The following is a 15,369-nucleotide window of genomic DNA, read 5'->3' on the forward strand; positions in this document are numbered from 1 at the left end:
TTCGATAAAAAACTCTTTGAAAATAAATTTTCAAAGAGTCTCTTAATATTAACATTTAAACTTATCTTTTATTTTTAACCTGTGCTTGTGCAGCTGCAAGCCTTGCAACAGGTACTCTAAAAGGTGAACAACTTACATAATCTAATCCTACATTATGGAAAAATTCAACTGATGATGGATCGCCACCATGTTCTCCACATACTCCAAGTTTTAAATTTGGTCTTGTAGATTTTGCTTTTTCTATTGCTACTTTTATAAGAGAACCTACTCCTTTTTGATCAAGTTTTGCAAATGGATCTTGTTCATATATCTTTTTATCATAATAATCCTTCAAAAATTTCCCAGCATCATCTCTTGAAAATCCAAAAGTCATTTGAGTTAAATCATTTGTTCCAAAAGAAAAGAATTCTGCTTCTTTTGCTATTTCATCTGCTGTTATTGCTGCTCTTGGTATTTCTATCATTGTACCTATTTTATATTCTAAATCAATTTCACTTTCTTCTATTATAGAAGTAGCCTCTTTAACTATTAAATCCTTAACATATTTTAATTCTTTTATCTCTCCAACCAATGGAATCATTATTTCAGGCTTTACATCGTAACCTTTTCCTTTTTTAACACATATAGCCGCTTCAATTATAGCTCTTGTTTGCATTTTAGCAATTTCAGGATAGGAAACATCTAAACGACATCCTCTATGTCCCATCATTGGATTAAATTCATGTAAATCATTGATTGTATTTCTTAAATCATCTACTTTTATATTCATTTCTTTAGCTAAAGCCACTATATCTTGCTCTTCCGTTGGTAAGAATTCATGTAATGGAGGATCTAACAACCTTATATTAGCTGGTTTTCCTTGAAGTTCTTCATACATTTTTATGAAATCTTCTCTTTGCATAGGAAGTATTTTATTTAAAGCTTTTTCTCTTTGTTCTAAACTCTTAGCCACTATCATTTCTCTAACTGCTGCTATTCTATCTTCTGCAAAGAACATATGCTCAGTTCTACAAAGCCCTATTCCTTCCGCTCCAAAATGAATTGCTTGTCTTGTATCTTTTGGAGTATCTGCATTTGTTCTAACACCTAATTTTCTAATTTCATCTGCCCATCCCATAAATGTTGCAAAATATCCTGTTATTTCGGGTAAAACTGTTTTAACTTCTCCTGAATAAACATTTCCTGTTGAACCATCTATAGATATATAATCGTTATCAGTTAATAAATTTCCATTTATATCTAGAGTTCTATTGTTTTCGTTTACTTTAATAGCACTACATCCAGCAACACAACAAGTTCCCATTCCTCTAGCAACAACTGCTGCATGAGAAGTCATACCACCTCTAACTGTTAAAATTCCTTCTGATGCTATCATCCCTTCTATATCTTCTGGAGACGTTTCAAGTCTTACTAAAACAACTTTTTCTCCACTTCCATTTCTTTCTTTTGCTTCCTCGGCAGTAAATGCTATTTTGCCACATGCAGCTCCTGGAGATGCTGGAAGTCCTTTTGCAACAGCTTTAACTGTTTTTAAATTTTCTATATCAAAAGTTGGATGCAAAAGTGTATCTAGTTGTTTTGGTTCAACTTTTAATATGGCTTCTTCTTTTGATAACATATTTTCATTAACTAAATCAACAGCTATCTTAAGTGCTGCTTGTGCTGTTCTTTTCCCATTTCTAGTTTGAAGAAAATATAATACTCCATCTTCTATAGTAAATTCCATATCTTGCATATCTTTATAATGTTTTTCTAATTTATTTACTATATTTACAAATTGATTATATATCTTAGGGTTTTGCTCTTCTAATTTAGATATAGGCTGTGGAGTCCTAATTCCTGCAACAACATCTTCACCTTGAGCATTCATCAAATATTCTCCATATATTTTGTTTTCTCCGGTTGCTGGATTTCTTGAAAACGCAACCCCCGTCCCTGAAGTTTCGCCTTTATTTCCAAATACCATTTGTTGAACATTAACAGCTGTTCCCCATTCTCCTGGTATGTCATTAAGCCTTCTATAAACTATAGCTCTTGGATTATCCCATGACCTAAATACAGCAGTTATTGCTTCTATAAGTTGAACCTTTGGATCAGTTGGAAAATCCTCATTTTTCTCTTTCTTATAAAGATTTTTAAATTCTAAAACCAATTCTTTTAAATCATTAGCATCAAGATCTGTATCAAAATAAACACCTTTTTTTGCTTTAACCTTATCTATAAGATCTTCAAAAAGTCTTTTTTCAACACCCATTACAACATCTGAAAACATCTGAATAAATCTTCTATAAGAATCATATGCAAATCTTTCATTGTTAGTAAGTTTTGCTAGTGCTTCTACTGAATCATCATTTAAACCTAAGTTTAAAATTGTATCCATCATTCCTGGCATTGAAACCCTAGCTCCAGATCTTACTGATACTAAAAGTGGATTAGTTACTGATCCAAATTTTTTACCTGTTTCTTCTTCAAGAACTTTTAATTTTTCATAAATCTCATTAATAATATCTTGTGATATTAGTTTTCCATCCTCATAATATTTATTACAAGCCTCAGTAGTAACTGTAAAACCTTGTGGTACTGGGATCCCCAAAGAAGTCATTTCTGCTAGATTTGCACCCTTGCCACCTAGCAAATTTTTCATACTTGCATTCCCCTCATTAAAAAGATAAACAAATTGTTTTCCTTTCATCTCAACACTCCTTCATTCCATACTATAAATTATTTATATATTCTAACAGGCAATTTGTCCTGATAGTTAACCTAATAATTTCCTAGATTCACAAATAATCTTGTTATGTTAGTTTTTGAAATCTTACCAACTATTAATAATTTCTCTTTACCAAGATCATCTTTAAGCTTTCTAACTACTGGAACGGAATCTATCTCATGCTCTATAATTCTTTTTGCAACATTATAAGCCGTTTCATCCTCTAGTGCATATATTATATTTGGCATTCTAGTCATTATTATGCCAACTGGTACCTTATATATGTCTGTTCCACCTATTGCTATTTTCAAAAAATCTTTTCTAGAAACAGCTCCAACTAAAACACCCTTATTTTCAACAAACATTGTACCCACATCATTTAGAAATAAATGTACTATAGCATCATAAACCATAGTTTCCTCATTTACAGTTATTGGTTTTGACATTATATCTAAAACCTTTGAGTTCATAATTTCTTCATATAAAATATTTGTTTTATTTCCTTCACAATAAACATAGCCAACTTTTGGTCTAGCATCTAATATTCCTATCATTGTTAAAATAGCTAAATCTGGTCTAAGGGCAGCTCTAGTTACTCCAAGTTTCGTAGCTAATGTTTCTGATGTAACAGGTTCCCCTTCTTTAACAAGTTTAACAATTTCCTCTTGTCTAGGTGTTAATTTCATTTTAGTTATTCCTTTCTAGATAAAAAGGAATATTCTATAAAATTTGTTTCTCTAATACCTACTAACTATTTTACCGTCGTATGGTTAAAAATAGTACAATAAAAGCTAAGAAAATTTTAACAAATTAAATGAATATCCCTTTTTTACCTTATTTTTTCCTATTTTCATTTATTATTCGTTGTCGTTATCATCAAATCTAACAGTATAAGTATAGTTAGATTCATTATCCATTTTATAATCTGTGTTTTGCTTATCCATTGATATGCGATTTTTCTTTTCTGAAACCACATCTTTAATATCTTGTGCCCTCTCTTGTGCTATATCTTTTACATCCTCAGCTACAACTTTAACTTTTCTTGTAAAATCTTTAGCCACGCTTTTAATTGCTTTATTAACAATTTCAACAGAACCATCTGTTTTTTGTATTTCTATTGTTAATTTTGTTGCAACAGCTGTAACAACACCTATCGCTAACAATTGTGGCATTAAAATAGCTATAACACCAGCTGCTAAGCCAGCATTAACTGGTACATCAACTAAAACTTTATCATCTCTTTTAATTTTAATTCTAGACACAGTGCCTTTTTTAATTAAATTCTTAATCCATTCTTTAAAATCACTTATGGTTTCTGATTCCACAGCAGCTTCTTCAAAAGAAATTTCTTCTTCATACTTTTTCTTTTGATTTTTTTCAATATAAATTAAAGCTTCTAAAACATCACCATTTGAATGTTCTAACGCTTCCTTAGCCTCTAAATAAGTTACAAAAGCTCTTTCTTTAACTAAATCAACTTTTTCTAATGTTATTTCATTCATATTTATCACTCCTTAATAAAATTTAGCATCTCTAGACTTTTAGGTTTTCTTGAATAAACAGATGAAATTATATAGTGAGTTATTTTATATATCTCACTTTTTGTATCATCACTTAAATGAAGTTTGTATACTTTATCTAAAGTGGTTTTGTTTAAAAATTTTAAAGATGCAAAAGTAGCTTTATCTATATAAATACCTCTTTCCTTCCTACATTTTTCACATACACCACCAAAATAAGCTAAATCTAAATAATTAGAATTTTGTATCTTTTCTTTACACGACACACAATTGTCTAAGTTTAACCCATAGCCAGTTGCTCTTAATATCTTAAGTTCAAAGGCTCTTATTAAGGTTTCATAATCTATTGCATCAGTATTTAAAAGATACAAACATGTTATACATTCTTTATAAAGATATGAATTTTTTTCATTATCTTCAATACATATATCTATAAGTTCGCATATATATGAGGCATAGGTTAATTTTTCTAAATTATCTAAAAAACTTTGAAAAGACTTTCTGATTTTCCCCTCTGACAAAGAATATAAATTTTTCCCTTTAAACACCAGATAATCTCCATAACAAAAAGGAGTAGTTACAGAAAATAATTTGTTTTTACTTTTTTTAGCCCCTTTTGCAATTACCGATATTTTCCCTAATTCTTGAGTGAAAATCCACAAAAGTTTATCATTTTCTTTGTATTCTTGAGTTTTTATAACAACTCCATTAACTTTAGTAAGTGACAGATTAAACTCCTCCTTTATTTTTTATATCCTAATTCTTTAAGATATAAGGAATTATCCCTCCACTCTTTTCTAACCTTTACCCATATTTTTATATTAACTTTGTTTTTTAGAAATCTTTCGATTTCATATCTTGAAGTTTCTCCAATTTTTTTAAGAGTTTGACCATTTTTGCCTATTATTATACCCTTGTGTGAATCTTTTTCACATATTAAATCAACTTCTATATTGTATTTTCCACTCTTATCTTGTTTCATTTGTATTATATCTACCGCTATTCCATGAGGAACTTCTTGTGACAAGTTTCTTAAAGCCTTTTCTCTAACAATTTCTGCTATTACAAATCTTTCTTGTACATCAGTTATCATATCATCTGGATAATATTTAGGTCCCTCTGGTATATATTTTACCATAAGTTCTAATAATTTATCAGTATTTTTTCCCTTAATAGCCGATATAGGAATTATTTCATTAAAATTAATTTCTTTAGAATAATTCTCAAGTGTTTTAGCTACTCTATCTTGAGTATTTTCATCTATTTTATTTAATACAAAAAATATTGGAGCCTTTTGTTGTTTAAGCTGTTCTATTATAAATTTATCCCCTCTACCAACTTCCACATCAGGTGTTGTTAAAAACAATACTAAATCAACATCTTTTATTGAATTTTTAGCACTATCCACCATATATTCACCTAGCTTATGCTTAGGCTTATGTATGCCAGGAGTGTCTACAAAAACAATTTGATAATTATCCCCTGTCAATATTGTTTGAATATTGTTCCTTGTCGTCTGAGGTTTATTAGAAACTATTGATAGTTTCTCCCCCATAAGTAAATTCAAAAGTGTTGATTTTCCAACATTTGGTCTACCAACTATAGTTACAAATCCTGATTTAAACATGTACCCTCCTCTATTTTACTAAATCCTTTTTAGTAAAAGAACCTGGTAAAATTTTTTCTAATGTTGTTTCTATATAATCATTTTCGTTTTTTACTATAAATATTTTTATATCTTGACTTTCTGCAAACTCACTTATTACCTGTCTGCATATACCACATGGATAGGTATAATCATCTGTATCTCCAATAACAGCTAATGCTTTTATCGTTCTAAGCCCTTTAGATACCCCTTTAAATATAGCAGTTCTCTCAGCACAATTTGTTGCACCAAAAGATGCATTTTCTATATTACATCCTGAATATATATTATTATCTTCAAAAAGTACAGCTGCTCCAACTTTGAAATTAGAATATGGACAATACGCTTTTTCTCTAGCATCTATAGCCTCTTTTATAAGTTTATTATACAAACCAATTCCCCCTTTAGTTACATAGTATAATTATTAAATTATATCACTATTTATATTATTTACAAATATATTTTAAAAACTAAATATTTTAAATATAAAAATAGTAACTAAAACTCCAAATACTCCGCCAACCACAACCTCTAAAATACTATGGACCTCTGAATCTACTCTACTTTGAGCTGTTATAAAAGCCATTATATAACTTAATATTATAACTGTATGATACTGAGATATCAAAGATATTGCAGTAGCTATTGCAAAGGATATTGCACTATGCCCAGATGGCATTCCTCCTTTTAAAGGAGTGCCTTCTCCTAAATATGCCTTTGCCGCAATAGTTAATATACAAACCATTATAAGCATTATCAATACAGTGTATGGCTCCCACGCTTTAACATCACTTACAACCCTATAAGTGATGTTGGATATTTTATCCCAAAATATAAAATACCCAACTAAAATTGCATTTATAGCAGTAACCAACACCGCTCCAGCCGCCGTATTTTTAGCTATTTTGGCCAATGGATGATAATAATTAGCCGTTAAATCTATTGCACTTTCTATTGCAGTATTAAAAAGTTCTGCTGAAATGACCATAGCTATACATATACTAAGTGCTATTATTTCAATTATGCTAACATGAAATATAAAACAAGCTGTTAAAACCACAATTGTTGCTAGAAAATGAATTCTCATATTTCTTTGTGTCCTTAAAGCATGTATTATACCATCTATAGCATAATTGAAACTATCTAATAGCTTTTTAACCTCCATAAACCCTCCCTTTACTTTTACTCTCTAGGAATATTTAATTTATTTAAAATATATTCTTCCCTATTTCTCATAGCTCTCTTTTCTATTTCATCCATATGGTCGTAACCTAATAAATGTAAAACAGAATGTATTACTAAATAACTTGCCTCTCTAAAAAATGAATGATTGAATTCTATACTTTGTTCTAACGCTCTTTCTAAAGATATAACTATATCTCCCAAAACTAAATTACCATTATCAAAAAACATAGAATCAAAATTAAAATTTAAATACAAATCTTTATAGACTTTCCCTTTCTTATAATCTATCATAGGAAATGATAAAACATCTGTAACTTTATCAATATTTCTTGTTTCTCTGTTTATATTTCTAATCTCATCATTATTAACAAATACTAGTGATACTTCGCACTTTTCTTTTACTTGCTCTTCTTTTAAAACAAACTCTATGACTTTTTCAAGATGAGATATAAAACCATCACTTATATCTATTTCCTTTTGCCTATTATCAATAAATATCATTAAACTTATTTCACCGTCTTTCTTTCATCTTTTGGATATTCTATTCTTTCATGATATATTCCATTTAAGGTTTTTAAAAAACATTTTTTTATTTTTTTCACATCACTTATCGTAAGCTGAGAATCATCTAATTGTCCTGAACTTAATTTATCTTTAACTATATTATCAACCATATTTTCTATTTTTTCCTTTGTTGGATTATTTATAGATCTTACAGCAGCTTCTACTGAATCTGCAAGCATTAATATGCATTGTTCTTTAGTTTTTGGTTTTGGCCCTGGATACATATAATCCTCTTCCTTTATATCATCTGGATTTTCCGCATTATTTTTAGCTGTTAAATAAAAATATTTAACTAAAGTCTTGCCATGATGAGTTGGAATAAAATCTTGTATCACTTTTGGAAGCTTATATTCTCTTGCAAGCTCTAATCCATCTTTAACATGAGATATTATTAAAAGTTTACTAAGTTCTGGAGTTATATCATCATGAGGATTTTCTTTTCCTAATTGATTTTCCTTAAAAAAGTAAGGTTTTTTTGTTTTCCCTATATCATGATAATAAGCTCCTATTCTAGCTAAAAGAGCATTTCCTCCAACAGCTTCTGTTGCAACTTCTGCTAAATTAGCAACTATAACGCTATGATGATACGTTCCTGGAGCTTCCATTAAAAGCTTTTTAAGTAATGGATTATTGGGATTTGAAAGTTCTAATAGTTTAACATTTGTAACAATATCAAACATAGATTCAAAAAATGGTAACAACCCCGTAGATAAAATCCCTGATAGAAGCGATCCTACAAGTATAAAAGCTGTATCTAATAAAATCTCTTTTAAGTTACTAGTTACTAAAGCTGATATACTAAGTGTCATTACTCCATTTAAAATAGCTATATAAATACATGAATATACTATATCATTTCTTTGTTGCATTTTTTTTAAGAATGTAGCACCTACTATAACCGATACAATAGCTAAAATAATTATTTCTGTATTAAAGCTTACAGCTACTGCCATTAAAATTATATTAGTTATACTTACAACTAAAGATATTCTATAATTTAATAAAAGTGTAAGAAGTATTGGCGTACATGCTAATGGAATTAAATACGGTGAAGCTATACTAAATACTCTTGCAAAAACTATGGTCATTATAGTTATTATGTTTATCATAATAAGCTTTGAAGAATTATTATATATATCTTTATAGTATTTTTTTAAATATCTATTTTGTATATACATAACAATTATAACCATGATAGCTAAAGCTAAATACAACGATATATTAAACTTAGAGTTATTTAAAAGTCCAAGCTCATCTAATGCTTGAATTTGAGCTTCCGTTATTGGTTTCCCTTCTTCAACTATTGTTTGATTTTTTTTATAAACAACAGGAGTAACATTTTTTGCTGCTTCTTGCTGTGCCTCTTCTGTTTTTTCATTATCATAAAATAAGTTTGGTTTAACTAAAACATTTATAATCTTATCTGAAATTGATATTATATGTTCATCATTATAATTATTATAAACTACATCTTGTGCTATTTGTATTGCCTTATTTAACGTTTCTGTACTATCCTCATTTATTGATATATTATATGCATCATTTATTGCATTTAATAAAACATCATACATTTTATTTATCTGTTCCTCATTTAGAGTTAACAAATACATCTCTTCACTAGTTGTTAAATCAAAAGGATTATCTTCATTTAATATCTCAAGTTGTAATTTAGATGTCGTATTTCCATTTGAACTTTCTGTATCTTTTGTTGTTATGGCCTCTTTCAAATTCAGAAAAAACTCTTCTAGTGTTATCTGACTATTTTTTTGTATATCAGTTTGAAGCGAATATTGTTTTCCAACCTTTTCTATCGCTTCAATCTTTTTCGCTTCAGTTTCAACAGTGTTTACTACTTCCCTCGAAGCTTTTATATCTGTAGTTGCTATTTCTCCAACTCGCAAATCATATTTTTTAGTAACTACTGATGTAGCTAGTGTGGCAAATATAATCATAAAAGTAATTATAAACACAACTATTCTTTTGTAATCGCCAAGAAAATTCAATATTCTCCCACTCTTTTTAATAATCAACTCTCTTCTCCTCTTTTAGTTTATCTAAGAATAATTAGTTTGATGCAATATCTTGTTCTACCACAAAAAGAACTTTCAACAAAATTTTACCATTTTCAATGCTTTCTTTTGATATAATTTTATCCACAATTTGAGCCTTTCTCGTAATCTCTTTTTTAGTACTATTATATAAACGCTCCACAGCTTCATTTACGATTTCTTCTTCCGTTTCTTCTATACTAGATGATTTCTTTTCATAATAAATATTCTTGTGAACATATTTACCATCTTCCTCTATTTTATCATAATTATTAAAGTTTTTTGTAGACTTTTTAAGATAAATTTTTTTATCTGCAATCTTTATATATATTTCTGAATCCAGATTACCTGTTCTATATATTTTTTCTCCACTTATTTGAAGTTCTATAACTTTTTCATAAAAAGTATTAGCTAAAACACTTCCCCTCGCAGCTACATCATATTGATATTCTCCTGTTCCTTCATATGGATAAACAAGAATATCCCCAGCCTTTACAACATCTCCAGCTTTTACAGCTGCTGTTCCAGAAGTTGTATATATTCTCTTTACTTCTCCATCCATTTTTGCTACCACACCTAAATCAGTATCTTTTTCAACTTCTAATGGTGGAGTTATCTTTTCTTCTATTGTAACTTTTAATGTAGAACCTTCCACTCTTATATTAGACCACATTATATCGCTATTTAAATTTTGAAGCTTTTCTTCTAGTTCATAAACATCTATTGAAGATTTACTTACCCCTTCTAAAACTCCAAGTTCTTTTAATTGAGCTCTTATCTCGTATGGTGATATATACATTTTAGTTTGAATATCTATACTCCATATAAAATTAGATAAAACATACAAAAAAATTATAAAAGAAAAAAATCCTATGACAATTCCAACTTTTCTTTTTACTCTCCCTAAAAAGAATATACCTCCCTTTGAAGAAATTATAGAAACCTTTCCTTGAATTTTTTTTACTACTTCTTTTACCGCATTATAATCTTCATAGTTTATCTCCATAATTATTGTAGATTTATCTATCTTTTTTATATTATGTATCCTAATACCACTATTCCAAAGAATATTTAAAAATTGTTCACTATTAAATAATTTAACCTCTATTTTTATAATACCGTTTTTAAAGAACTTAGAATTCATTTTATTCCACCCCATACCCTAGGGATTTAAATTTTCCTGAAATAGTTATAGTACTACCTCCTATAAATACTATTTCTATTTCTTCCCCTTGTATATCTAAAATTCCTATTACGGTTTTTATTTTTGTGTTATCTCTATCAAAACTTAATATTCCTTTATGATTTTCTATTGTTATTTCATTATCCCCTATTATATTTATTTTAGGAAGATTATCTATAACTTCAATTGGTAAATCTAATTCTTTAGTTATTATACTTTTTATTTTATTATCCATAAATAAACACCCCATAAAAATAATTTAATAATAATTTCTATGAAAAATTTACTATAAATATACTTTTAGAAGGTATTTTATGAAAATTAAAAGAGTTCACAAATAATTGTGAACTCTTGCTTATTTAAAAGTTTATTTAATATTTTGACTGATTTAGGTTATTTTATATGTTTTAAAAGCATTTAAAATAATCTATTAATGTCTTATTAATGATGTTATATGCCCATGCATCAGCCGTATATATTGTTTAGTTTATTATTTTTTCACTTAACTGCTGAGGAAGGTAGTAATAATTATATAACTAATCTTACCTAATATTATCATTAAGCTTATTATACCTTAAATAAGTTTTAAACTTATCTATTTATATATTATTTGAACTTTCTCTTTCTAGCAGCTTCTGATTTTTTCTTTCTCTTAACGCTTGGCTTTTCATAGTGTTCTCTTTTTCTTACTTCAGAAAGAACTCCAGCTCTTGCGCATTGTCTTTTAAATCTTCTTAATGCTTGTTCTAATGATTCATTTTCTCTTACTCTGATTTCTGACATTCTTTATCCCTCCCTCCGCTAGCGTAAATTATTATTTTAATTCACAGCTGTGGGTCTAAATAACACACGCTATATTATACAATATTCTTTTTAAACATGTCAACAACTTTAACTTATATTGTTTAAATTTTATAGTTAAATTTAGCTTATTATTTAGCCTGGAGGCCACTTTAAATCTCTACCACCTAAAACATGAAAATGCATATGATTTACTGTTTGCCCTCCATCTTTTCCACAGTTATTAACTATTCTATAGCCTGTTTCATCTATCCCTAGTTCCTTTACTATCTTATTAATAATTCTAAAAATATGTGCAACTATTTCGCTATTTTTCTCTGAAATATCATTTACACTTTCTATATGTTCCTTAGGAATTATTAGAAAATGCACAGGAGCTTCTGGGCTTATATCATTAAAAGCTAACACTTTATCATCTTCATATACTTTTTTACTTGGTATTTCGCCTTTTATTATTTTACAAAAAATACAATCACTCATTTTCCCACCTCCTACTCTAGTTTATTTATTAAATATATTAATATTTACATATTTATTATAACTCACTCAATAAAAATTACTAATACAAAATAAAATTTATTAAATTTCTAAAGTTCCTTTTGCTATTTCTCCTTGTGCATTCTCTATTTTAACATTTAATATTTTACTTGAAATATCACAATCTGCCTTAGCTATAACTCTTATATAATTTTTAGTATATCCCACATAATAATTTTCTTCTTTAGAATATTTTTCTTCAAATAAAACATCTAAAGTTTTTCCTATGTAAGATTTTATAAAATTTTCTTCATTTACTTTGTTAAGTTCTATTAAAATTTTACTTCTCTTATCTTTAGCAGTTCCATCTACCTGATTTTCCATAGAATATGCTTTTGTACCAGTTCTTTGACTATATTTGAATATATGTGTCTTTGTAAGCTTTATTCTTTTTAAGAATTCATATGTTTCATTAAATTCTTCATCTGTTTCTCCTGGAAATCCTACAATTACATCTGTTGTTATTGATACATCTTTTATTTTATCTCTTAAAAGATTTACTATCTCTTCATACTTTTTTGAAGAATACCTTCTATTCATTCTCTTTAAAGTAGCATCACATCCACTTTGAAGTGATAAATGAAATTGTGGGCATAGCTTTTTAAGACACACTATTCTTTTAACCACATCTTCTGTAAAAAATGTTGGATCTATTGATCCTATTCTAACCCTCTCTATCCCATCTATATTTTCTATGGCTTCTAAAATATCAACGACTGATACTTTTTCTTCTAAATCAACACCATAGGATGCTGTATGAATACCTGATAATATAATCTCTTTAAATCCATGACTTGCTAAATCCTTAATTTCTTGCATTACCTTATTAAAATCTTTAGAGCAAACTGCACCTCTTGTGTATGGTATTAAACAATATGCACAAAATCTATTACATCCATCTTGAATCTTTAAAAAAGCTCTAGTTTTATCTTGATAATCAGCTATGCTTAAATCTTCAAATTCTTTATTTTTCAAAACTTCTGCAACTTGTATTTGCTGCTTTTGCTCATCCCTTGCTTTATTTACATAATATACTATATCACCCTTGTTTCTTGTTCCTAAAACTACATCAACACCCTCTATAGCACTTACTTCATCTGGTGCTATTTGCGAATAGCATCCAACAGCTGCAATTATAGCCTCTTCATTTAATCTTCTAGCTTTTCCTATTATTTGTCTTGATTTTTTATCCCCCATATTAGTAACACTGCACGTATTTATTACATAAACATCTGCCTTTTCACTAAAGTCTACAATTTCATAACCTTCTCTAACAAACTTTTCTGCCATAGCTTCTGACTCATAAGTATTAACTCTGCATCCTAATGTTGAAAATGCAACTTTCATTAAATATTTCCTCCTACATCTCCAAGCTCATATTGTAATATAGCTATACATGTAAACCCAGCAGTTTCTGTTCTAAGTATTCTAGGTCCTAAGGTTACAATATTTGCTCCTTTTGATTTTAGTATCTCTATCTCTTCTTCCTCAAATCCACCCTCTGGCCCTACCATTATGCCTATGTTTTTAACATTAGATAAATCTAAAGTTTTTACCATTGATTTAATTCCAAATCCAGTAGCATTCTCATAAGGTACAACTACTAAATCTAAGTTTTCCATAGATTTTATTGCATCTTCAAACTCCATGACATTTTCAACCGTTGGAATTATAGTTCTTTTACTTTGTTTAGAAGCCTCTAAAGCAATTTTATTTAATCTATCTAACTTTTTAAAATCACCTTTAATTTTTATATCAACCCTATTAGTTATTGTTGGAATCACTTGTGATACTCCAAGTTCCACACATTTTTGAACTATTAAATCCATTTTTGAAGCCTTTGGAATTCCTTGAAACAACGTTATATTTAATTGGCTTTCATTGTTTATATCTAATTTTTTTAATATTTTTATTAAAACCTCTTGCTTATTTACATTCTCTACTTCACCTAAAAATTCTTCACCGTTTAGGTTATTTATAACTACTTTCTCTCCTTGAGTAACTCTTAAGACTTTATATATATGCCTTACATCTTCCCCTATTATAGTTGCGTGAGTATCAGTAAAAAGCTCAATAGGCGTAAAAAATTTATGCATTTAAAATCCCCTTTAAAAATAAATTATTTTAATCTTGCAACAATACAATTCCATTCCCCATCTTTATTAACTTCTATTATTTCAAAATCTTCTTTCTCTAAAGCATCAATAACCATTTGACGTCTATCATGAATTATTCCTGATGTTATGAATACTCCACCCTTATTTAATACCTTTTTAGCATCATTTATTAATACACAAATTATTTCAGCTATTATATTTGCAACAACAATATCTGCTTTTCCTTCTACAACTTCAACTAAATTTCCATATAAAACTTCTATATTATCTAAATTGTTAAAGCTTATATTTTCTTTAGCAGAGTCTACTGCAACTGGATCTAAATCAACTCCAACTACTTTTTTAGCTCCAAGCTTTGAAGCAACTATTGCAAGTATTCCAGAACCAGTTCCTATATCAAAAACAGTTGTATCTTTCTCTATATACTTATCTAAAGCTTTAATACACATACTTGTAGTTTCATGATCCCCTGTTCCAAAAGCCATTCCTGGGTCAAGCTCTACAATCATCTCTCCATCTTTTGCTATATAATCTTCCCATATAGGTTTTATAACTATATGTTCACCTATATGTATTGGTTTATAATATTTTTTCCAATTGTTTGCCCAATCTTCCTCAAACATCTTTTTAGAAGTAACTATTCCTTCTCCAACATCCAAACCAGAATCTTTAAGTTCTTGCACTTTTTGTTTTATATATTCTAATACTTCCTCTATATTGTCCTCTTCCGCAAAATATCCTTTTACACAAGCAACTTTTCCTTTATGTTCTAATATATTTATATCTGCAAAATCCCAAGTTAATGGGCCTTGTTCTCTAGTTAATATGTCATTTGGATCTTCTATCGCTACGCCTTTGCAATCTAAACTATAAAATATTCCTGATATAGGTTCTAACGCTTCACTTTTAGTTATTACATTAACCTCAATCCAAGTTCCTTCCATTATTTATCATCCTTCCTAATTTCTATTTTGACTAATAATATATTTTACACTTCATAATTATATCTGTCTACATTATTGTCCTTTTTTAAATTTATAAGCATAAAACTAATTAAGA

The 15,369-nt window shown here is 28.5% G+C and carries 16 protein-coding genes; all 16 read right to left on the bottom strand.

Annotated elements, in window-relative coordinates:
- Window positions 1–61: 61 nt before the first annotated feature.
- Window positions 62–2,692: a pyruvate, phosphate dikinase gene (gene ppdK / locus HH195_RS08165; protein ID WP_196370737.1), complete on the bottom strand. Its 2,631-nt coding sequence runs from the start codon at window positions 2,690–2,692 to the stop codon at window positions 62–64.
- A 71-nt stretch (window positions 2,693–2,763) separates the two neighbouring features.
- On the bottom strand, window positions 2,764–3,396 hold the full coding sequence (gene ccpN / locus HH195_RS08170) for a transcriptional regulator CcpN (protein WP_055259318.1): 633 nt from the start codon (window positions 3,394–3,396) through the stop codon (window positions 2,764–2,766).
- Between the two features lie 171 nt (window positions 3,397–3,567).
- Window positions 3,568–4,212 (bottom strand): DUF4342 domain-containing protein, encoded by a 645-nt coding sequence (locus HH195_RS08175; protein WP_196370739.1) that lies wholly within the window; start codon window positions 4,210–4,212, stop codon window positions 3,568–3,570.
- 5 nt (window positions 4,213–4,217) lie between these two features.
- On the bottom strand, window positions 4,218–4,958 hold the full coding sequence (gene recO / locus HH195_RS08180; protein WP_196371924.1) for a DNA repair protein RecO: 741 nt from the start codon (window positions 4,956–4,958) through the stop codon (window positions 4,218–4,220).
- Window positions 4,959–4,972: 14 nt separating this feature from the next.
- Window positions 4,973–5,857: a GTPase Era gene (gene era, locus HH195_RS08185; RefSeq protein WP_055259323.1), complete on the bottom strand. Its 885-nt coding sequence runs from the start codon at window positions 5,855–5,857 to the stop codon at window positions 4,973–4,975.
- Window positions 5,858–5,867: 10 nt separating this feature from the next.
- The gene (locus tag HH195_RS08190; protein WP_195925501.1) at window positions 5,868–6,266 is read right to left on the bottom strand and encodes a cytidine deaminase; all 399 of its coding nucleotides are present in this window, start codon (window positions 6,264–6,266) and stop codon (window positions 5,868–5,870) included.
- Between the two features lie 72 nt (window positions 6,267–6,338).
- The gene (locus tag HH195_RS08195) at window positions 6,339–7,040 is read right to left on the bottom strand and encodes a diacylglycerol kinase (RefSeq protein ID WP_055259326.1); all 702 of its coding nucleotides are present in this window, start codon (window positions 7,038–7,040) and stop codon (window positions 6,339–6,341) included.
- Window positions 7,041–7,057: 17 nt separating this feature from the next.
- Window positions 7,058–7,561: an rRNA maturation RNase YbeY gene (gene ybeY / locus HH195_RS08200; protein WP_196370740.1), complete on the bottom strand. Its 504-nt coding sequence runs from the start codon at window positions 7,559–7,561 to the stop codon at window positions 7,058–7,060.
- Window positions 7,562–7,566: 5 nt separating this feature from the next.
- On the bottom strand, window positions 7,567–9,651 hold the full coding sequence (locus tag HH195_RS08205) for an HD family phosphohydrolase (protein ID WP_055259620.1): 2,085 nt from the start codon (window positions 9,649–9,651) through the stop codon (window positions 7,567–7,569).
- 37 nt (window positions 9,652–9,688) lie between these two features.
- Window positions 9,689–10,816, bottom strand: coding sequence for a sporulation protein YqfD (gene yqfD / locus HH195_RS08210; RefSeq protein ID WP_196370741.1), 1,128 nt, complete (start codon window positions 10,814–10,816; stop codon window positions 9,689–9,691).
- Between the two features lies 1 nt (window position 10,817).
- Window positions 10,818–11,090: a sporulation protein YqfC gene (gene yqfC / locus HH195_RS08215; RefSeq protein WP_070101196.1), complete on the bottom strand. Its 273-nt coding sequence runs from the start codon at window positions 11,088–11,090 to the stop codon at window positions 10,818–10,820.
- Window positions 11,091–11,461: 371 nt separating this feature from the next.
- Complete coding sequence (gene rpsU, locus HH195_RS08220; RefSeq protein ID WP_055259333.1) at window positions 11,462–11,638, bottom strand: 30S ribosomal protein S21; 177 nt, start codon at window positions 11,636–11,638, stop codon at window positions 11,462–11,464.
- Between the two features lie 153 nt (window positions 11,639–11,791).
- Window positions 11,792–12,136, bottom strand: a complete 345-nt coding sequence (locus HH195_RS08225) for a histidine triad nucleotide-binding protein (protein ID WP_055259335.1) — start codon at window positions 12,134–12,136, stop codon at window positions 11,792–11,794.
- A 99-nt stretch (window positions 12,137–12,235) separates the two neighbouring features.
- The gene (gene mtaB / locus HH195_RS08230) at window positions 12,236–13,540 is read right to left on the bottom strand and encodes a tRNA (N(6)-L-threonylcarbamoyladenosine(37)-C(2))-methylthiotransferase MtaB (RefSeq protein ID WP_055259337.1); all 1,305 of its coding nucleotides are present in this window, start codon (window positions 13,538–13,540) and stop codon (window positions 12,236–12,238) included.
- Entirely contained in the window at window positions 13,540–14,289 is a 750-nt protein-coding gene (locus HH195_RS08235) for a 16S rRNA (uracil(1498)-N(3))-methyltransferase (protein ID WP_196370742.1), read from the bottom strand. The genes mtaB and HH195_RS08235 overlap by 1 nt, the downstream gene beginning before the upstream one ends.
- 23 nt (window positions 14,290–14,312) lie before the next feature.
- A complete protein-coding gene (prmA, locus tag HH195_RS08240; protein WP_196370744.1) occupies window positions 14,313–15,254 on the bottom strand; it encodes a 50S ribosomal protein L11 methyltransferase in 942 nt (313 codons plus the stop codon).
- Window positions 15,255–15,369: the final 115 nt, after the last annotated feature.

This window comes from Candidatus Sarcina troglodytae (genome assembly GCF_015708635.1).
GTDB lineage: Bacteria > Bacillota > Clostridia > Clostridiales > Clostridiaceae > Sarcina > Sarcina ventriculi.